Genomic DNA, 19496 nt, shown 5'->3' with positions numbered 1-19496 from the left:
CCGGCCCTCAGCTCACGGCCTCGATCACCTGGCGGGCCACTCGCCTGATCTGCTCGGCCATCTCGCGCCCGAAGCCCAGATCACGCGGGCCGGGCACGTCGATGACCGTGGTGATGACCCCGACGTCCTCACGCTGCCAGATCGCGCCGTGGCGGTCCATGATGGTGCGCATCGGCAGATTGTCCGACAGCATCCGCGCGGAGAACCTCTCGACGCCGCCGACGCGGGCGGCGACCGACAATGCGCCGATCAGAAAGCTGCCGATCCCCCGGCCCTGATAGGCGTCGGCGACGGTGAAGGCTATTTCGGCGACGGTCGGGTCATGTTCGTCACGGATGAAACGCGCGTCGGCCACTGGGTCGGCGCCGTCGGTCATCACCCAGACGAAGTGGTCGACGTAGTCCACCTCGGACAGGTAGTGCATCATCGCCGCGTCGGGAACGCGGGCCGACATGAACCGCCGGTAGATCGTCTCGCTGGAGAAGTGGATGTGCCCGTGTACGGTTCGCTCGCTGTCACCGGGCAGCACCGGGCGCAGCAGCAGTTGGGTTCCGTCGCGAATCCGTACCGGGACGGGAGTGATGAACGCGGCCAGGCGCTGGCGGACCGTGCGCACCAGCCGCTCCATGATCCCGGGGATGTTGACCATCCGGTCCAGCGCGTCGCTGCCACCGATCCAACCGGTCAGCGGCTCGACGGTGGTGACTGTCGCCGTCCGCGGAATGTCACGCAACAAGGCGATTTCCCCGACGATCATGCCCGGCAGCGCCTGCTCGACGATCACCGCACCGTCGTCGCCGACGTGGATGACCTCGGCACTGCCCGACGAGATGAGCAGGAATGACACCGCCTGTTCACCCTGCCGCATCAGCACCTGGCCGGCCGGGGCACGCAGCGGAGCCAGGCGGGCAGCCAGTGGCAGCAGGTCGTCGGCCGGACATCCCGCGAAGATGTCCATTCCGGCGAGCTCTGCTGTGTTAGCGCCGGTCAATTCGGCCATCCCGTCCAATCCGCCACGGTGCTAAGCCCGGCTCGCTGCCCGATCAGCCCCAGGCTATGGCGTCGGCTTCCGCTGCAGCAACACCGCACGGCGCAGATTAGCCTGACACCAGACAATTCAACCCCGGCCTCTTGGACCAGACCTGCGATGAACACCAGCCAGGATCCGCGCGAGTCGACCCGTGGTCTGCTCAATACGGCCGCCGTGCTGCGGCACGGCTTCCTCGACGTGTTGGGCGAATCGACGAGTTCGCCGGTTCCGACGTTTGCGCAGCGGGCGATGAACAGCCGGTTCGTCGCGACCGTGTACGAGCGGTTGTGGCGCCCGACGTCCTTCTACCTCGCCAGCGGTATCACCGCCCGGGCCGAGCAGCGGCGTGCCGCCGCGGCGTTGCGCCTTTCGACTGCTCACCGGTTGCTCGATGTAGCCTGCGGCCCAGGTAATTTCACCGCACCGTTGGCCCGGTGTCTGCCGGCCGGGGCCCTCGCGGTGGGGTTCGACATTTCCGAACCTATGCTGACTCGCGCCGTGGCGGACAACGACGGGCCGCAGACCTGTTACGTCCGCGGCGACGCCCGCGTGTTGCCGTTCGACGACGAAACATTCGATGCGGTCTGCTGTTTCGGCGCGCTGTACCTGATGCCCGAACCGTTCCTGGTCACCGGTGAAATGCTGCGGGTTTTGCGGCCCGGCGGCCGGATCGCGATCCTCACCAGCTATTCCGGGCAAGCAGCACCAATCCGTAAGGCGCTGACCGCAACAGCCGACCTGATCGGGCTCACCATGTTCGACCGACGCAGCTTCGTCGACCTGTTCTCCTCGGCCGGTCTGGTCGACATCGAGCAGCAGACACAGCGGGCGGTCCAGTTCATCGCGGCCACCAAGCCCCGGTGAGCACCGATCCGTGGATGCTCGGGTGATGTCCTGGACAGCCCTGGGGCGCAACATCGTCGGTTATCCGGCTCGTGCCACACCCGCGGCTGCGAAAGAGCCGGTCTAACCGAAAGCCGAAGCCACTGTTTGCCCCGAATTCCAGGAAAGCTCGCCCGTTTCGAAAACGACGCACTGCTTATGTCGAACAACGCCAAAAACCGGTGCACGACACACCGGATTCGCGTCGTGGTTATTCAGCATCGCAAATCTACCCTGCAGTGTGCGGGAAAGGACACGGTGGTGAGTAAACACCCAGTCGACGGGATGTCGCGACGAGAGTTCATGGCCAGAATCGCCACCGCAGGCAGCGCCGGCGCGTTGATGTCGTTGGCCGGCCCGGTGATCGAAAGGGCTTACGGCGCCGGCCCCTGCTCGGGCCATTTGACCGACATCGAGCACTTCGTGTTGATGCTGCAGGAGAACCGGTCATTCGATCACTTCTTCGGCACGCTGTCGGGCGTCAATGGATTCGACACGCCCTCGCCATTGTTCCAGCAAAAGGGCTGGAACCCGCAGACCCAGTCGATTGACCCCGCCGGCGTCACCATTCCGTACCGTTTCGACACCACCAGGGGCCCGGTCCTCAACGGCGCGTGCGTGAACGACCCGGCCCACCAATGGATCACCATCCACCAGTCGTGGAACAATGGCGCCAACGACAATTGGTTGCCCGCACAGGCCGCACAACAAACGCTGCAGGGCAACGTCCCGGTGACGATGGGTTATTACACCCGCCAAGACCAACCGATTCATTACATGCTGGCTGACACCTTCACCATCTGCGACGGCTATCACTGTTCGCTGCTGGGCGGAACTTCGCCCAACCGGCTGTACTGGATGAGCGCCTGGATCGATCCCGACGGCGTTGCGGGCGGTCCGCTGCTGGTAGACCCCACCATCCAACCCCAGGCCCAGTTCAGTTGGCGCACCATGCCGGACAACCTCAGCGATGCCGGCATCAGTTGGAAGGTGTACCAAAACAAGCTTCTGGGAGCGCTCAACAACACGGTCATCGGTTACAACGGGATGCTCGTTGACTTCAAGCAGGCCCAGGATCCGCGCTCCAACATCGCCCGCTACGGCATCGCCCCGACCTATCCCTTGGACTTCGTCGCCGACGTCGCAGCCAACAGGCTGCCCCAGGTTTCGTGGGTGCTGCCCGGGTTTCAGGTGTCCGAGCATCCCGGACTACCGATAACACCGGCCGTCGGTGGCACCGCGATCGTGAATATCCTCCGCATCTTGCTGTCCAATCCCCAGGTGTGGGAAAAGACCGCGCTGATCGTCAGCTTCGACGAAAACGGGGGCTTCTTTGACCACGTCATCCCGACGACTGCGCCGCCGGGAACTCCCGGCGAGTACGTCACGGTGCCCGATATCGACGCGGTCACGGGTTCGGGCGGTATCCGCGGGCCGATCGGTCTGGGCTATCGCGTGCCCTGCCTCGTCATCTCTCCCTATAGCCGTGGCCCGCTGATGGTGCACGACACCTTCGACCACACCTCACAGCTGCGGTTGCTCGAGAAACGGTTCGGTGTGCCGGTCCCCAACCTGAGTGCCTGGCGACGAAGCGTGACCGGCGATATGACGTCGACGTTCAACTTCGCCGTCCCGCCCAACCCGTCGCCACCGAACCTGGACCACCCCGCGCTGCAGGCCATTCCGCCGCAGGTGCAATGCGTTCCAGACACCGTCGCAACTTTCGCGAAGGTCACTCCTCCTTATCGGGTGCCCTTCCCTCAGATAATGCCCACTCAGGAGACGACACCCGCCCGCGGAATCCCCAGCGGGCCCTGCTGAAGCCGAGCTACGAGGCGGCCTCGCAGATGCCGAGGAGCCGGACCACCGGCGTACCCGCTTCGTACTCCACGATCCACGGAGCGCCGCCATCAACTGGCTCCGAGGCGAGCCTGATCATCACCGGTTGGCCGCTGCGCCGCGACATTTGCGTGCAGTCGACCTGGAACAGGTGATAGTCACCGTCGTGCTCAACGGCCAACGAAAAGCCTGGTTCCACCGATTCGACGGGCACTTTCTGCAGGTAGTACTTCGTGCTCATGCCCCGACTTTAGGGCCGCGGCCGTAGGCGGCACCGCCCGCGAAACGCGCTCTTAGCAAATGTTCAGTCGAAATTTGGAACTTCATCAGACTCGGCGCCGGATCGCCTCCGCCACAACGCATTACCGTTGTCGAAGGCACCGCGACAACCCAGCTGGCATCAGAGTAGCCTTCACGCTCATGATCGACCCCTGCCGGGTGCCACGGTGAACGTCGCCGGATTCGTGCTCGGCCTGGTAGGCACGTGCTTTCGGTGGCCCTGCTGACCTGGCAGCTATTGCGGCTGCGAACGGGCCCGGCACCCAAGCTTTCGCCGGTCGTGGGTCTGTTGACGCCCGACGGGCTGGTGACCAACGACGCCGGCAGCCAGGCAAGGACGTCGCTGGAAAACGCCACGGAGCGCGAATCGTGCTCACCGTTTCGTCGCGCGGACGGACCCACGTGACCGGGGCCGTGGCGCCCGGATTGTTGTCGCTCGGGTCGTCATAGCCTCGCGCCGAGGCTATGACCCGTGGCGACGGTGACGACTCCGCATTTCGCTGACGACCGTCATTGACGGCTGCCAGTGAATGGACGTACGGTGTGTCGGTGCGGTCACCACAGGACAGCACCGCAGCGGAATCACCAGCCGGCATCCGGGAGGCTCGACGGCTCGAAACACGGGCACGTCTGTTCGACGCCGCGTTGGCGGAGATCGCGCGGAACGGAATAGCCGGCGCCGACGTCAGCTCCATCGCCGCGGCGGCAGGGGTGGTAAGGGGGACGTTCTACTTCCACTTCCCCACCAAGGAACAAGTGCTGGTCGAGTTGGAGCGAAACGAGGAGACCCGGATCGTCGCCGAACTCGTGGGCGCCCAGGCCGAGGCCGGCGATCTGATATCGGTGCTTTCCCGGTTGGTGCGCCACGTGCTAGATGCTGAACGTCGGCTGGGGACAGTGGTTTTCCGGGACATGCTGGGTTTGCACTTCTCGTCGACGCGCCCGGATGAAGACGAGTTGAGCCGGCACCCGCTAGCGGAGTTCTTGATCGACGCGATCAGCCGGGCGCAGGACGCGGGGCAGGTCATGCCGGACGCGGACGCGCGCGACCTCGCGGTGTTCTTCTTGACCGGGCTCTACGCCCTGCTTGCCACCGGTGCACACCATTCGCCGACAGCGGATGCCGTGTTGAGCCGGTACGTAACAACGATTGTCAAAGGGATGGAGGCACGATGAAGACAAGCGGCATCGAGGGCTACAGGGACTTCCTGGTGCGGCGCGACGGCGAAGCGGACCTGCTCAACCGGCGACTGACGAATCGAGAAGAGTTCATCAAAGACCTCGAGGCTCACCCGGTGCGGTCGGCCCGTCCGGCAGACCGATCGACGTTTCTACGCAACCTGCGCCGGCGGCGACCCGAACCGGGCCTGGACCCGAAAATGCTGTTCCTGCTGGCGACGGCGAAGCTCAATCAGGCAGAACGCTTCGGCGTGGGGCTGGGCGAAACCTACGGGCGCAACAGCGCTGAGGATGTAGCGCCCGAGCGCGTTTACGTAGAACTCGAAGAGCACTACCACACCCGGTTGCTGGCATACGCATTGGACATTTTCGACCTGCCATTCCAGGTGGCCGCTCCGCCGTTCGTAATGCGACAGCTCGTCAAGGCTGGAGTGTTCCTGCCAGAAAGGTTCGCCTTCGTGTTCGTCGGGGCCGCGGAGATGGCCGGCTGCATAATGTTCGACGAACTGCGCCGAGTCGGCATCGAACTGTTCGCCGACGAACCCGACGTCGCCGGACGAATCGAACTGCTCTACAGCGAAATCCTTACCGACGAGATAGGCCATGTCGGCTATTGCGCGTCGCACTGCACGCCCGCCGAGCGCGCAATCATGCGCCGCATCTACCCATTCATCGGGCGGCTGTTTGCCGAGCAAACCGCCGAAGTCCGGCTCCTCATCGACCCGCAGCAGCTCCGCGCCCGGCTCGGCCGGCCGTTCGACGTCGAGGAATTGACCGCTGGTCTGAGCAACGAAACGTATCTCGCCGCGTATCCGTGACCGGTCGCCCGCACCCTGCGCCACCGCCCGCGGGATGAAAGTGCTTTGCAGTTAAGAGATTCCAACGCCGATAGGCCACCGCCCCAGGCCCGGGTGCGTGTGGCCTCTGCGGTCACCCAATTGATCCGCGGCTCACGATTGCCCCGCCCCCTTCTCGAGCGGATTATCGTTGACAAGCACCGTCCCAGGCGGTGCGACGGCTGGACCGGAGCTTGCGGGTATGCACGGGAATGCACAGGAACGACCAAACCACGAGGAGCGGCTATGGCAGCCGGACGACCCAATTTCCTGCAATACCTGGCGTACTCCTACGGCCTTCGACGCCTGCCCGACTCGATGCAAAGTTGGGTCGCACGGGATCTGGCCGGTAAGGGAGCGGTCCGCCGGTTCATGTTCCTGATGGCAATACCGCCGCTGCTGGTACTGGCACCGTTCTGGCTACTGCCCGCGTCGCTGTACGTGCATATCGAGATGACGGTACCGATCTACATTTGGGCGTTGTTGATCTCGCTCGCGCTGAACAAGGTGTGGCGGCGGCACCGCCTGGCCCAGCATGGGTTGGACCCGAACGTGGTTGACGCGATCAGGCGGGAGAAAGACGCGAAGATGCACGAGGAGTACGTCCGGCGCTACGGCCCGCGCCCGGAAGAGGCGAAGCGGTATTCGAACAGCAATCCATTTTTCTGAGGACGCTGCTTTCTGAGGACGCTGCTCGATGCGGGGGGTACCTGCCGCGAAATCGGACCCCGTCGCACCCGTAGCGCCGTCGCCGCTGGACCCGGCCGGCACTTCCAGGTAGGTGCCGAGCGCGGCCCCGCATGCCCGACCGAATGCCGACTGCTGAGCACCGCCGACCCGGAAGCGGACTGCCGCGTAGCTCAGCGGCGAAAACGATACGGATGGGATGTTAGAACCGCTATCATACGACTGTCAGTTTACTGACCTGCTGAAATCTTGACGTCAATGAGGGTAGGGAACGGGTCCGGATACTGACGGTCGGACACGAGGCGTGTCACTCGGCTCCATTTCCGTCAGCCTGCACGCGTTAGGGGAGAAGTGAATGTCTTTCGCCACAGAGGCTCCGCGATGACGGGCGGAAAGCCGGCTTCAGCAGCTCCGGCAGCTCCTGCAGCTGAGGTGCCGCACGCCGACTCCGCCGCGAGGTGGTTGCGCTTCGCGGCATCTGGGGAGCCTAGCCACGGCCGGGGTTTGACGTGATGGATTTCGGTGGCTTACCGCCGGAGATCAACTCCGCGCGAATGTATGCCGGTCCCGGCCCGGGATCGCTGGCGGCGGCCGCGGCGATGTGGGACAGCTTGGCCGCCGAACTGCACGCGACCGCAGGTCAGTACCGGTCGGTGATCGCGGGATTGACCAGCGGACGCTGGCTGGGACCCGCATCGCTGTCCATGGCGTCGGCACTCGGACCCTATGTGGCGTGGACGGCCGGGGTCGCCGCACGGGCGGCGGAAACGGCCAGTCAGGCCGTGCTTGCCATCGAGGGCTATGAGGCGGCCTTCGCGATGACGGTGCCGCCGCCGGTGGTCGCGGCCAACCGGGCTCTACTCGCGGCACTGGTCGCCACCAACTTCTTCGGCCAGAACTCGACGGCGATCGCGGCCACCGAAGCCCATTACGGCGAGATGTGGGCGCAGGACGCCGCGGCGATGTATGAGTATGCCGCGAACTCGGCAACCGCTTGTGAACTGACCCTGTTGATCTCGCCGCCGGAGGTCATCAACCCGGTTGGTTTGGCCGGGCAGAGCACCGCAGTCGCCCAAGCCGCAGCGGCCTCGGGAACAGAGCAACTATCGCTGGCCGGCCTGGTGTCCTCGGTTCCGGCCATGCTGGACGGGCTGGCATCACCCCTTTCCGGCCTTCTAAGCTCCTCGTCGTCGCTGATGCCCACCCTCGCAACCGTCCCGGTCTACGCGCTTCCCAGCTATTTCATGGCCGCGGCGACCCCGCTCTATTCGATGTCGTCCATCCTCGGAATAGCCCAAACCGCACAGGGTTTGGCGAGTGGAGCAGCCGCCGCGGCGCAAGCGGCAGCAGAAGGAGCAGCGGGTGCGGTCAGCTCGGGGGTAGGCCTGATCTCGTCCGTGGGACCGGGCGTAGCGGGCAGCATGGGCAATGCGGCCGCATTGGGCCCGCTGTCAGTGCCGGCGAGCTGGACCAGCGTGATCCCGACGGCGAACATGGGCGCCGCCGCCGCATTGCCGAACGGCCTTGATGCTGCCAACGCGGCGCCAAGCCTATTGGGCGCGGCGCCGCGATCCGGTTTGACCGGCCCGGGCAGATCTGTCGGTCCGCGATACGGGATTGTCCCCACGGTAATGACCCGCCCACCGGCTGCCGGATACACGTAGGCCGTTGACATGGCCGGTCTATGGCTAGGTTCTCGGAATCTCTCCGGCGCGGCTGGATCCGCTCCCCCAAGCCGTCGAGAACGGCATCGAGCAGGCATCAGCTCATGAGCGTGGACACGCTGCCCGAAACCGGCGTGCGGATGATCATCGGCGGCACCATAGTCGATCGCTGGGAGTTCGACGACGTGCTGTCGATCATCGCGTCGCGACTGCAATCCCCGACGACAGCGAGCCTGGCCGTGGGCTCGGTGAACCTCGACCACCTGTACCACTTCCGCAAGGTCATGCCGGCGCCCACGGGCCCGCTGGACTGGCTGTTACTGGCCGACGGAACGCCGATCACCTGGCGGGGTCAACTGCTCACCGGCAAGCCGTGGCCCCGGGTGACTGGGGCCGACCTGCTTCCCAGCGTGTTGACGCTGGCCGAAAAGACCGGGCAGCGGGTCGGCTTTTTTGGCGGTAGCGCCGAAACCCACCGCCTGCTTGCCCGCTTCTTACGGAAACGTCATCCAGCGCTTGCCATTTCGGGGATGTGGGCGCCGGACGCCGATGACATCGAATCGCTTTCTGGGCAGTTGGCGGCGGCCATCCGCGCCGCGCGCACCGACATCCTGACCGTCAGCCTCGGCAAGCCGCGTCAAGAGCAATGGGTTGACCGGTATGGCTGCGCGACCGGTGCCCGGGTTTTGCTGCCCTGTGGCGGTGCCATCGACTTCCTGGCCGGCAAGACCAAACGGGCTCCGGGGTGGATGCAGAAATTCGGGCTGGAATGGTTGCACCGCTTGATCAGCGAGCCGCGGCGGTTGGCCCGCCGTTACTTGCTGCAGGGCCCTATCGCCTTGCTCCGTACCGCGCGCGCGCAGCTGATCTGCTATCCCAGCACGTACTGCGTTGGCACGCCGGCAAGTGATCACCCCGATATCAGCGGCGCAGTCCGCGATGCCGCGCCGCCCGAGCCAGCAACCGTGTAGGGGAAAGCGAGCCAGCGTGATCCCGTCACTTCACCGCCGAACCGACAATTCGCCGGTAACTCTGGCTCCGGTGCTCACGCCCGACCGCAATACAATCGGGCGCTGGCAGCACCGCTATTCACAGCGGCTGCTGATCGCCGACTCGGTGATCGTCTTCGGATCGGTCATGCTCGCCCAATACGTCCGCTTCGGCGATTCGCCGAACAAGTCGGGTTACCCGGGCCCGGTGATGACGCTGTTCTCCTTCCTCTTCGCGGCGCTGTGGCTTTCGTCGCTGGCGATATTCCACACGCGATCACCGCACGTTATCGGAGTGGGAATCGACGAGTACCGGCGAATCAGCAGCGCATCATTTTGGACATTCGGGATCATCGCAATGGTGACGCTTCTCGCCAAGATTGATTTGGCCCGGGGCTATCTGGCGGTGGCGCTTCCCGTCGGCACCCTGGGATTGCTGACGAGCCGCAACAGCTGGCGCAGGTATATCCGCCGGAAGCGAGCCCAGGGCGAATACCAGACGATGTCGCTGGCTATCGGAGACCGCCAAGGACTTTCACGCCTGGCACATGAACTGGACCGTAACCCACTCGACGGCTACGTCGTCGTCGGGGTCTGCATTCCCGGGTATGGCCCGCCCCGCGGCGAGACCCTGGCGGTCGAAGGCCGCAAAGTTCCGATTCTGGGAGACGAATCCTATGCGGTGGCAGCGCTTGACGCCTGCGGCGCGAACACCGTGGTGGTGACCCAGACCGAGCATTTCGGCGAGCACGCGATCAGAAACTTGATGTGGCAGTTGGAGACGATGGACGTCGACTTGGTGTTGTCGCCGGGGGTGATGGACATCGCGGAGGCGCGATTGACCGTGCGGCCGGTCGCCGGATTCTCGCTACTGCATGTCGAAAAGCCGCTATACACCGGCGCCCAGCGCTTTCAAAAGCGGACATTCGACTTCTGTTTCGCGCTGGCGGCGCTGATCGTGGTATCGCCACTTCTCATTGCATCTGCTATCGCGATCAAGCTGACCAGCAAAGGACCGGTCTTTTACCGTTCCGAACGTATCGGTATTAATGGCGAGCCCTTCATGATGCTTAAGCTCCGAACAATGGAAGCAGACGCCGACACACAAATCGACCGCCTGTTCTCGATGAATCAGGGCGCCGGTGGAATATTGTTCAAGATGCGTCAAGACCCCCGGGTCACGCCTGTCGGCAGATTACTCCGCAGATTCAGCATCGATGAGCTCCCCCAATTCGTCAATGTCATCAAGCAGGACATGAGCGTGGTCGGGCCGCGGCCTCCGTTGAGCCGCGAAGTCGACACCTACAACGGTGATGTGAAGCGGCGGCTCCTGGTGAAGCCGGGCGTTACCGGAATATGGCAGGTAAGCGGCCGCTCAGAACTCACCTGGGAAGAGTCGGTGCGGCTGGATCTGTCGTACGTCGACAATTGGTCGATGGCAGGTGATCTCATGATCATCGCCAAGACGGTGAAAGCCGTCTTGACGGGCCACGGAGCATACTAGGTGGCCGTGGGCCATGACTGAGCCGACGGCACCCGGTGCGGTCGCACCGTCGGTGCCGGTCGCCCGGCTGGCTCACGCGTTCTCGATCCAGCTGATCTGCCGGATGCTGGGGATGCTGGCCTCGGTGGTCTCGGTGGCAATGACGGCTCGTTATCTGGGTCCCGACCGCTACGGCCAGCTCACCATCGCGGTCGCATTCATCGGAATGTGGGCAAGCCTGGTCGATCTTGGTGTCGGGCGGGTGATCGTGCGTCGGGTGACCTCAGGCCGCGACGACCTGGAGCGCCTGGTCCGGATCTACAACGGGCTGTCCCTGCTGTATTGCGTTCCGCTCACGGCGTTGGCGGCGGGAACCGGGTTGCTGCTGTACCGCGACCACCAAGTGCGGGTGATGCTCGTGGTGTTGTCGACGCAACTGCTCATCGTGACGATGACGACACGGCTCGAGCCGGTGTTTCAGACCACCGTGCGGTTCTTCGCGGTGGCGGTCTCCGACGTCGTCGGGCGGTTGGCCACGCTGGCCGTGATCGCGTTTCTGGTGGCGGGACGAGCCGACGTCATCTGGTTCGCGGTAGTACAGCTCATTCCGACGACCCTGCAGGTGCTGATCCAGAGCAGCGCTGCCGCGCGCCATGTTTCGTTGCGTCCCAGCTTCGCGCTGCGCGAGGCCGCGGATCTGTTGCGGGAGAGCCTCTTTCCGATGGGCGTGACCATGATCACCGTCCTGTACTGGCGCGCCGACGGGGTGATCTTGTCCTTGGTGAACACCCATTCCGAGGTGGGCGTCTACGGCTTGGCGTCCTCGATCGCGCTCAACACCCTGGTGGTGTCGGTGTTCTTCCTCAAGTCCACGCTGTCGACGGCCACCGAACTGTTTTCGCGCGATGTCGCGGCATTTGCCGGCTTCATGCGCCGCAGTGTCGAGCTGATGTATTTCCTGGCGGTCCCGGTCGCGGTTGTCGGCGCGTTGCTCGCCGGACCGCTGATCAGGTTGTTCGGCAACCAGGCATTCGTCGGCCGCGGCACGCCGACGCTGGCGCTGCTGTTCGTCGCGGTGGCACTGCGCTTCGTCACCACCACCCTGGGCGAGGGTCTGTTCGCCAGCCACCGCCAGCGGTTCTGGTTCTGGCTGTCGGTGGCCACCCTCGCGTTCAACGTCGTGCTCAACCTCGCCCTGGGCGGGCGGCTGGGCGCGGTGGGAGCCGGCATCGCACTGGTGTGCACCGAGCTGGCCAACATGATGATTGCCGGCTGGTGCCTACGCCGTCAGTGCGGTTACCGCACGCCGGTGACGTTCTTGCTGCGGTTGCTGCTACCGACCGCGGCGAGTGTCGCGGTGACACTGCTGCTTTGGGGTCAGCACGTGGCTCTCGTCCTGGGAGCTGCCGCTGCCGCATACCTGGCAACCAGCGCAGCGTTCGGCCCGCTCACCTGGCAGACCCTGACCGCGCTACGCCGCAATCAGCGGGCGGCATGACGAATCTCGAGCGTCCAGTCGGCGCTACCGACGCGCTACCGCCCGGCCCGGCAATACCACAAATATTGGCCGGTCACCTGATCGATACGTGTAGTACGGTGTGCCCGTGATCAGGACTCGCGAGGACTTGCGGGCATACCTGGCAGCGGACCTGAAAGCACACGGCCTGCAGCGTTGGCGGCTCCGCCACCGAATCTTGAAGCGCCCAGCGCATTTTCAGCGCCTGCTGCGCAAATCCGAGTACTGGACAAATACCGCGCGGACACCGGCAGGACACGTCGTCGCCGCATATCTGAGGCTACGAACCAAGTTCTTGGGTGAACGGCTCGGATTCGACATCCCGCGCAACGTGTTTGGTCCGGGTCTGTCGATCGCCCACGCCGGCCTGATAGTCGTGCACTACAAGGCTCGGGTCGGCGCGAATTGCCGGATTCATCACGGAGTGACGATAGGAGAAGGGCGTCCCGGCCACTTCCCGACCATCGGCGACGACGTGTTCATCTCGCCGATGGCGATGGTGCTGGGCGCCGACGTCGGCAACCGCGTCGCCATCCGACCGGGCGCGGTGGTCACCAAATCGGTGCCGGACGACGTCGACGTCGCAGGCTCTCCGGCCCGGATCGTCAACGACCGCCACCCGGGCACGGCACTCACCGAGGACTGACAGTGCCGGTAGCAAGAGCGAATGTCGTTGCCGCGCTGCTGGTCTGGGGTTACGACGGTTATCCTTACCGGCGGTTGCGCGACGGGCTCCGCGGTCTCGCGGGCCTGACGCGGGAAGCAGTGTTGGCATGACCCGCGAAATGGACCGGGCATATCTGCAACGCCCAGTCGGCGACCCGCCCACGCTGCCGTCGGATCGGTCGCTTGCGGTGCTGATCGTGTCCCGCAAGAGCCACGACGGCCTCGAGATGTGCCTGCACAGTGTCGCCGAGCAGCTGCCCGAGCTGCCCGTCTATGTCTATGACAGCGGCGGCGAGGGGTGCCCCGGCCGCGAGGAACTGGCCGCCCGCCACCCGGCGGTCCACTGGGTGTGGGGACCGGCGAACCGTGGCTTCGCCGCGGCCTTCAACGCGCTGGTGACACACACCCCGAGCGACACCGATCTGCTGTTGCTCAATGCCGATGCCCGGGTGCGGGGACCATTGACCCGCACCAGAGAACTGCTTCGCCGGCCACGGGTGGCGGCAGTGTCGCCAATGGTGTGTGACGACAGCGCACCCGGTCGGCCACTGTGGGACATCGCGGCCCGCCGCCAGACCCTGATCCGGGCGCTGATTGCCGCTGCCGGCTACTCCGACTCGCTGCGCAGCACGCCGATCTCGCCGCGCTATGCCCGCCAGCCACCCGAATCCCAAAGCCTGGAAGGCTATTTAGGAGCTACCTGCCTGGGGCTCAGCCGCGCGGCATGGAACGCCATCGGCGGTTTCGACGAGGAGTTCTTTCGCTACGGAGAGGCGGCCGATTGGCAACACCGGGCCCGCGCGGCGGGCTGGCGCATACTGCTGGCCGACGAACTGGGCGCCGACCGGGGTCATCCGGTGACCGGCGCCGGCTCGACCCACGAGGGTGCCGCCGCGGCTGCCGAACACCGGCGCAACCGAGACCTGGCGCGCACCAACGCCGCACTGCTTCTCGAACATCAGCACAGCGTTCACCACGCGGACGTCTACCTGGCCGCCACCAAGCTGGTGGAGCGACTGCAGCAATCGAAGCGCGGTGCGGGCAGCAGCGCTCGGGCCGGCCGCCGAACGGACCTGCCAGCGATCGTGATCGTCACCAACCGCCTGGTGTACGGCGGTGCCGAGCGTCAAAAGGCGCTGCTGGCAACGGAGTTGGACCGAAGGGGCTATCCGGTCACCATTGTCTGCGTGCAACGGTTCGGCCCGCTGATCAACGAAATTCCGCACCGCGTCCGCGTGGTCCGCCAGCCCTGGTGGGCGCCGATCGTCGACGTTGCGGCCGGGCCGGCGGTGCTCATCAGCGGCGACACCAACACCGAGACCGGATTTGCCACCCTGTGGCGCGCAGCCGACAAAAGCCGGCGCTGGTTGGTCGCCGCACACATTCCGCCGGAAGACGACCGGCCCATCTACTCCCGGCCACTGACCGCGGCGATGCGCCGTGCCGACGGCTTTATCGTTCTGGCGCAACGCCATTGGGAGATGCTGACCGCGCACCATCGACTGGGCGGACGGCGATTCGTCGCGCCCAACGGCGTCGCTGCGGCCGGCGACCCAGCCCCCCCGATACGCAGTGTCGGTGAGCCGCCGCACCTGGTGATGCTCTCGCGCATCGTCGAGCACAAGAACCCGCACCTATTGATCGAGGCGCTCGGCGGCTTTACCGAGATGCGGTGGCGGCTCTCGATTTTCGGTGACGGCCCCGATCGGGAGCGGTTGCAGGCGCGCACTCCGGCCGAGTTGCGCGATCGGGTTCAGTGGCGCGGCTGGTCAGCGGGCCCCGGGCCCGCACTGGCCGACGCCGATCTACTGTGCGTCCCAAGTCGTTCCGAGGCCTTCCCGCTGGTGATACTCGAGGCGATGGCCCGGGCGGTGCCGGTTGCGGCGTCGGCGGTGTGTGCGGTGCCCGAGATGCTGGACTTCGGTAGGGCGGGGTTCGTCGTCGAACCCGTGTCGGTGTCGGGATGGCGCGAACAGCTGGCCAAGATCCTGGCAGACCCCACCGCGTTGCCGTCGGTCGGACGGCGCGGCTTCGAACGGATGCAAGAGCACTATACGGTTGCGGCAATGGCCGATGCCTATCTCGATGCGATCGCCGCGGTACTATGAATTCGCTTCGGGTGCTGTGGCTTTCACCGTGGATGCGTCCGTTGGCACGGGTGCAGGCGGAGGCGCTGATCCGGCGCGGGGCCGAGGTGCTGTTGGTGACCTCCGACCAGCATCCGGAGTCCGATGAAGCCCGTGACTACGAGGTGGTGCTCGATCCACGGTTTCGCACCGCGGCAACCTGGCCCGCGAGCCTCGCGGCGTGGCGCCGCGTCCGTGACTACCGGCCGCACGTCGTGATCGCCGAGCTGGTTCGCGATCCCCGCTGGATCGCGCTGGCCGGCCGGGCTCCGCGTATTCAGCTGGTGCACGACGACAGTCCGCACGACCCCGTCGAACACCGGCCGGCCTACGAACACGCCCTCTTTGACCGCTGGGGCGCCCGCTCGGTGGCCACCGTGACCTACAGCGATTACGTCGCCGCGGCCGTCGCCACCCGCCGCGACGTCGCCGGCACCCGGGTGCATGTCGTGCCGCTGACCAGCGACCTGGCCCCGGCCCTGGTGCCGCCGCTAGTCGGCCCGCAAGGACGCCATGACTTCGTCATGATCGGCCGGCTGCACCCCTACAAGAACGTCGAGGTGGTGCTGCAAGCCTGGCAGCGGCACGTCGGCAGCGGCTGGCGAGGTGACAACCTGGTGCTCATCGGCGGGCCACTGGACGCCGGCCCGCTGCCCAAACACACCCGCTGGCTTCCCGGCAGCTATCGCTACCGCGACGTGGTGACGGCGCTGGCCGCCGCGAAGGGCTCGGTCGCCCACTATCGGCGCGCTTCACAAAGCGGTGTGCAGGTGCTCTCGATGCAGCTGGGCGTCATGCCGATCGTGTCCACCGCCGGTGCGCTGCCCGAATACCAGCCACCGGGCCGCCCACCCATCGGTATCGACGACGTGGCCGGTCTGGCGGCCGCCTTCGACGCGCTGGCCGACCCGGCCGTCGCGGCGCGACAGGGAGCCGCGGCGGCACGCCACTACACGCGGCGATTCGCCGTGGACCATACCGCGGATCGCTTGCTGGACGTCATCACGGCGGTGGCGCACCGCCGGCCTTGACCAGGGAACCGCGCGAATTTCATTTCTCGGCGACGATGGAGAGGGTTTCGGAGAAAACGCCGAACTTGGAAAACATTTTCCCGCACCCATGGCGCACGGCGGAAGGGCGTAAGACACGGAGAAATTTTTCAGTCAAAAATTCAGTCCGCAGAAATAGACTCTGCGCCGCGTCCGGCCCACCGAATCTTTTCACGCCGAACGCCGTGAGCATCAAGCGGAATCGCCTGGGTACGAATCCAAAATGTATGGAGCGGTAACCGGCCCGCTGCGCGGCTGCAACCAGTTCGCGGCACGTGTATTCTTTCAGGTGCATCCCCGCCGCCTCGCCGCATTTGAATACGCGCGAGACGTCGTGCGGCCCGGTATATCGATGAGGGGTGTTGAAGATATATTTGCCACCCGTTTTCAATATCGTGCGGACGCTGCGTAGATGACTATCCAGATCGTCGGGGTGGATATGCTCAATGACCTGGTCGGATACCACCACGTCGTAAGTCTCGAGAGGCTCGAACGCATCGAGGTGCACGCCGTCGGATATCCCCCAGGAAAGATTCGCGCGCGACTCGGGTATCAATTGCTGTCCCCGTTCGCAAGTGATCTCGGTTCCTTTGCAATCATAACCACTGGCCGCCAGGAATGAAATGAGTCCGCCCTGGCCGGAACCGATTTCATAGATCGATTTCGGTGGCTGCCCGATCAGGTCGAGCCATCTCCCGAATTTCTCGTGGGGCGTTTGCGGATCGGCTTTTCCGGCAAACTGATTGAGCCACTCTAATTCCGCATAGAGGCGGGTGTAGCAGTGATCGAAAGTATCCCATCGGTCTTCGGGGTTCGATTGACGCAGCTCTGCCGTCAATTGTTTTTCCAGTTCCCAATGAGCTAATATCATCTGCTCGGTGATGTTTACCTCGGCCGGAATGCCGTAGGTCTTCTTGTAGCGTGAGATTAACTTGTTTCCCCTGGGTTGCACTGATATTCCCTGTTGACTGTCAGCCCCGCAGCCTTCCGCGGCGACTGCGCAGCACGATCACCGCCGCACCGACGACGGCCACCGCAACCCAAGCTCCGCCGAACCACCACAGCCATCCCCAGTCCGAGTGACTCTCGGATGCGGCCACCGGGCCGGGCGTGCCCAGGCGGTCGACGGTCACCGGGTCCTGTCCGGGTACCGCCACCAGCGCCACACCTTTGACGCCCGGCCACCGACTGCTGTCGGCGTCGAGCCATCTGAGGAGCTCATCGAGCTGCGCGGACGCGCCGTTGGAGGTGGCGATCAGTAGCGACCGGCCGCGGTTGAAGACCGTCTGAAGAGATGCGAACCGCAGTGTCGGGTCCAGTGTCAGCTTGGCGGGCTTGCCGTCGGACCCGAAGGCGTTGATGGTGATTGGCCCGGTGGGCCCCGCGGACACCGGAAGCACGATGTCGGGGTGGTTCCACCCGTCAGCGGCGATCACGATCGCCGGATTTGATGACTCGATCGCTTGTCGCGGGCTCGTCACGGCCGTGTCGATGGGGATCGAGCTGGTTCGCTGCAGCCCAACCATGATGTTGACGGCGCGCGCGGTGTCACTGAACGAGTGGGGCTCGATGCCCACCAGGACCTTGGGCATGAGTGCCTGCGGCACCGATGACAGGCCGTCCGGCACCGGCGGCCTGGCGGGGCTGCTCTGCACGGTGGTGTCGCCGTTGATGGTCAACGAGAGCAGCTGGTCTCCGGCGCCGGCGACGTAGAAGTCTCCGCAACGTCCCACGTTGCCCGAAATGTCCAGCGTCACAGTAAGACCGGTCCACCGCTGCAAGAGCCGGTCCGGGACGTCGATCCAGCGGTCAATGACGCCGTGGCCGTCGGTCGGCCAGTGGTCGATGATCTCCGGGCCGACCGTTACCGCTATCTGACCGCCCATAGTGGTCGGCGTCGGAGAGTAGGACCCCCGCAGATGCACTCGCACCGAGTGGATGGATCTGCCAAACCGGGTCTGGTCCAGCCCGATCACCACCCGTGGTTGCAGCCCCGTGGAGTTGACTACGGGCTGCCCCAGCTCCCGCAGCGTGGTGGTGTCGCCGGGCAGTTGGATGCCGGTCTGCAGCGATGTGGCGACAGCCTTGGAAGCCAGCGCCAACCCGGACAGGTCGCTGAACAGCAAAGCTGTGTCGGATGCGTTGCTCGGCCCCAGCGGTCCGGAGATCAACAACCACGGCACGCCGGTGGCGCCTTGAAGCGAAAGCCCGTTGTCGGATCCCTCTTTGACGACGATCTGGCGTTCCTGGGGTAGCGGCGGCGTCGGCGGCGCGGCCTGCCCTTCTTTCAACGGCACCAGGGCGATCTCCGGGTTCTGCTTGCCGTAATGCGCGGCGGCGGAGGTGGCCACTCGAATCGCCGTGTCGGACTCGGCCGCCGACGGCGATTCGGGCACAAATATCGTCAGCTTCCGCAGCACCGGCGGCAGGAAATGGGCCACCGTGGTTGGCGGCTGTTCGACCCCGGTGTAGCCGACGGTTCCGTTGATCAGCCGCAACGGGCTCCACGGGTAGACGCAGAATCCGTCTTGCGGCACCAGATGTGCGCGCAGCAACACCGTCGCCGAATCGTTGATCACTTGGGCTCCGGCCAGCGGGATGACGATTGGCGCTTGGTCGGTGGCGGGCACGTTCACCTTCGCGATCTGGCGCTCGTCCTGCGTGACGGTGATGATCCCGGAGCGCAGGTTGATCGGCGGTTCGACGATCGCGTTCAGAGCTGCCGGTGTCAGCCCGCGCGGGACCGGCACGCTCAGCTGCACGGTGCCGTCCAAGCCGTAGAAAGCCATGGTGGAGCTGGAGCCGATGTCGGACAGCGCCAGCGTCAACGAGGCCGTCGTTCGGGCCGGTTCGCCGGGCTCGGTCGTGGTGCCCGGTTCGGTGGGCTCGGCCCATGATGCGGGGGCGCCGACGGTCAACAATCCGATGACAGCGGCCAGTGCAATGACTCTGCCCATATATTTCCGACCCATCACCGGAACAGTATGCAGTGTTGAAGCCGCGTCGAGAGCAAATAGACATGATTCGCGGGTGCCGCTCACCGCGTGCCCACTGAGCCATTTGTGAGGCCGCGCCGAGGTAGCCAGGGTGTCGTCAGTGGCCCAGCCGAATGATGTACGGCCGAGCAGGATTAGCCGGTTTTTCGACGAGACCGAGACGCGCGATCACCCGCCGTCGGGGCGGACAAGCTGATTTTGTCATTTGCCACCGGGAAGGGACCACTGGTTTGCCACCAGCTAGGGACCACCTGTTTGGCTCAGCGAGCATGATG

General features: G+C 65.1%; 17 protein-coding genes. 13 read left to right on the top strand and 4 right to left on the bottom strand.

Going from position 1 to position 19496, the window contains the following annotated elements; translation table 11 throughout:
- Positions 1-7 precede the first annotated feature (7 nt).
- On the bottom strand, positions 8-1009 hold the full coding sequence (locus tag AWC07_RS03350; RefSeq protein ID WP_139829515.1) for a GNAT family N-acetyltransferase: 1002 nt from the start codon (positions 1007-1009) through the stop codon (positions 8-10).
- Positions 1010-1147: 138 nt separating this feature from the next.
- Between AWC07_RS03350 and AWC07_RS03345 the strand changes: the two genes are divergently transcribed.
- Together AWC07_RS03345 and AWC07_RS03340 are read left to right on the top strand one after the other, a co-directional pair.
- On the top strand, positions 1148-1894 hold the full coding sequence (locus tag AWC07_RS03345; RefSeq protein WP_036410780.1) for a class I SAM-dependent methyltransferase: 747 nt from the start codon (positions 1148-1150) through the stop codon (positions 1892-1894).
- A 303-nt stretch (positions 1895-2197) separates the two neighbouring features.
- On the top strand, positions 2198-3733 hold the full coding sequence (locus AWC07_RS03340; RefSeq protein ID WP_036410782.1) for a phospholipase C: 1536 nt from the start codon (positions 2198-2200) through the stop codon (positions 3731-3733).
- A 7-nt stretch (positions 3734-3740) separates the two neighbouring features.
- On the opposite strand, the gene AWC07_RS03335 is transcribed toward AWC07_RS03340, so the two are convergent.
- Entirely contained in the window at positions 3741-3992 is a 252-nt protein-coding gene (locus AWC07_RS03335; RefSeq protein WP_036410784.1) for a hypothetical protein, read from the bottom strand.
- A gap of 252 nt (positions 3993-4244) precedes the next feature.
- On the opposite strand from AWC07_RS03335, the gene AWC07_RS03330 reads away from it, so the two are divergent.
- From AWC07_RS03330 to AWC07_RS03280, 11 genes are all read left to right on the top strand, one after another.
- Positions 4245-4436, top strand: a complete 192-nt coding sequence (locus tag AWC07_RS03330) for a hypothetical protein (RefSeq protein ID WP_139829514.1) — start codon at positions 4245-4247, stop codon at positions 4434-4436.
- A gap of 143 nt (positions 4437-4579) precedes the next feature.
- Positions 4580-5206 carry a TetR/AcrR family transcriptional regulator gene (locus AWC07_RS03325; RefSeq protein WP_036410808.1) on the top strand — a complete coding sequence of 209 codons (627 nt, stop codon included), beginning with the start codon at positions 4580-4582 and terminating at the stop codon, positions 5204-5206.
- Entirely contained in the window at positions 5203-6027 is an 825-nt protein-coding gene (locus tag AWC07_RS03320; protein WP_036410788.1) for a hypothetical protein, read from the top strand. The genes AWC07_RS03325 and AWC07_RS03320 overlap by 4 nt, the downstream gene beginning before the upstream one ends.
- Before the next feature lie 264 nt (positions 6028-6291).
- Positions 6292-6714 (top strand): DUF5313 domain-containing protein, encoded by a 423-nt coding sequence (locus tag AWC07_RS03315; RefSeq protein WP_036410790.1) that lies wholly within the window; start codon positions 6292-6294, stop codon positions 6712-6714.
- A 527-nt stretch (positions 6715-7241) separates the two neighbouring features.
- Positions 7242-8396 (top strand): PPE family protein, encoded by a 1155-nt coding sequence (locus tag AWC07_RS03310; RefSeq protein WP_036410792.1) that lies wholly within the window; start codon positions 7242-7244, stop codon positions 8394-8396.
- A gap of 104 nt (positions 8397-8500) precedes the next feature.
- The gene (locus tag AWC07_RS03305; protein ID WP_244187464.1) at positions 8501-9367 is read left to right on the top strand and encodes a WecB/TagA/CpsF family glycosyltransferase; all 867 of its coding nucleotides are present in this window, start codon (positions 8501-8503) and stop codon (positions 9365-9367) included.
- Positions 9336-10889: a sugar transferase gene (locus AWC07_RS03300; RefSeq protein WP_051507849.1), complete on the top strand. Its 1554-nt coding sequence runs from the start codon at positions 9336-9338 to the stop codon at positions 10887-10889. The genes AWC07_RS03305 and AWC07_RS03300 overlap by 32 nt, the downstream gene beginning before the upstream one ends.
- 13 nt (positions 10890-10902) lie before the next feature.
- Positions 10903-12366, top strand: a complete 1464-nt coding sequence (locus AWC07_RS03295; RefSeq protein ID WP_036410796.1) for a flippase — start codon at positions 10903-10905, stop codon at positions 12364-12366.
- A 106-nt stretch (positions 12367-12472) separates the two neighbouring features.
- The gene (locus tag AWC07_RS03290; RefSeq protein ID WP_036410812.1) at positions 12473-13030 is read left to right on the top strand and encodes a serine O-acetyltransferase; all 558 of its coding nucleotides are present in this window, start codon (positions 12473-12475) and stop codon (positions 13028-13030) included.
- A 127-nt stretch (positions 13031-13157) separates the two neighbouring features.
- Positions 13158-15158, top strand: a complete 2001-nt coding sequence (locus tag AWC07_RS03285) for a glycosyltransferase (protein WP_036410798.1) — start codon at positions 13158-13160, stop codon at positions 15156-15158.
- Positions 15155-16207: a glycosyltransferase gene (locus AWC07_RS03280; protein ID WP_036410800.1), complete on the top strand. Its 1053-nt coding sequence runs from the start codon at positions 15155-15157 to the stop codon at positions 16205-16207. The genes AWC07_RS03285 and AWC07_RS03280 overlap by 4 nt, the downstream gene beginning before the upstream one ends.
- A gap of 19 nt (positions 16208-16226) precedes the next feature.
- Here the strand turns inward: AWC07_RS03280 and AWC07_RS03275 are convergent, their stop codons facing one another.
- Entirely contained in the window at positions 16227-17177 is a 951-nt protein-coding gene (locus AWC07_RS03275; protein WP_036410802.1) for a methyltransferase domain-containing protein, read from the bottom strand.
- Between the two features lie 19 nt (positions 17178-17196).
- Positions 17197-19197, bottom strand: a complete 2001-nt coding sequence (locus AWC07_RS03270; RefSeq protein ID WP_036410804.1) for a hypothetical protein — start codon at positions 19195-19197, stop codon at positions 17197-17199.
- Positions 19198-19496: the final 299 nt, after the last annotated feature.

The sequence above is a fragment of the Mycobacterium gastri genome (assembly GCF_002102175.1).
GTDB classification, from domain to species: domain Bacteria; phylum Actinomycetota; class Actinomycetes; order Mycobacteriales; family Mycobacteriaceae; genus Mycobacterium; species Mycobacterium gastri.
Note: the sequence above shows the minus strand (reverse complement) of the source record. Positions and strands in the feature narration are given on the sequence as shown.

What these genes read in the sequence shown, in the direction of transcription:
- AWC07_RS03345 (WP_036410780.1), top strand. Translation starts at nt 1,148, where the DNA reads ATGAACACCAGCCAGGATCCGCGCGAGTCGACCCGTGGTCTGCTCAAT.
- AWC07_RS03340 (WP_036410782.1), top strand. Translation starts at nt 2,198, where the DNA reads ATGTCGCGACGAGAGTTCATGGCCAGAATCGCCACCGCAGGCAGCGCC.
- AWC07_RS03335 (WP_036410784.1), bottom strand. Translation starts at nt 3,992, where the DNA reads ATGAGCACGAAGTACTACCTGCAGAAAGTGCCCGTCGAATCGGTGGAA.
- AWC07_RS03320 (WP_036410788.1), top strand. Translation starts at nt 5,203, where the DNA reads ATGAAGACAAGCGGCATCGAGGGCTACAGGGACTTCCTGGTGCGGCGC.
- AWC07_RS03315 (WP_036410790.1), top strand. Translation starts at nt 6,292, where the DNA reads ATGGCAGCCGGACGACCCAATTTCCTGCAATACCTGGCGTACTCCTAC.
- AWC07_RS03305 (WP_244187464.1), top strand. Translation starts at nt 8,501, where the DNA reads ATGAGCGTGGACACGCTGCCCGAAACCGGCGTGCGGATGATCATCGGC.
- AWC07_RS03300 (WP_051507849.1), top strand. Translation starts at nt 9,336, where the DNA reads ATGCCGCGCCGCCCGAGCCAGCAACCGTGTAGGGGAAAGCGAGCCAGC.
- AWC07_RS03295 (WP_036410796.1), top strand. Translation starts at nt 10,903, where the DNA reads ATGACTGAGCCGACGGCACCCGGTGCGGTCGCACCGTCGGTGCCGGTC.
- AWC07_RS03285 (WP_036410798.1), top strand. Translation starts at nt 13,158, where the DNA reads ATGACCCGCGAAATGGACCGGGCATATCTGCAACGCCCAGTCGGCGAC.
- AWC07_RS03280 (WP_036410800.1), top strand. Translation starts at nt 15,155, where the DNA reads ATGAATTCGCTTCGGGTGCTGTGGCTTTCACCGTGGATGCGTCCGTTG.
- AWC07_RS03270 (WP_036410804.1), bottom strand. Translation starts at nt 19,197, where the DNA reads ATGGGTCGGAAATATATGGGCAGAGTCATTGCACTGGCCGCTGTCATC.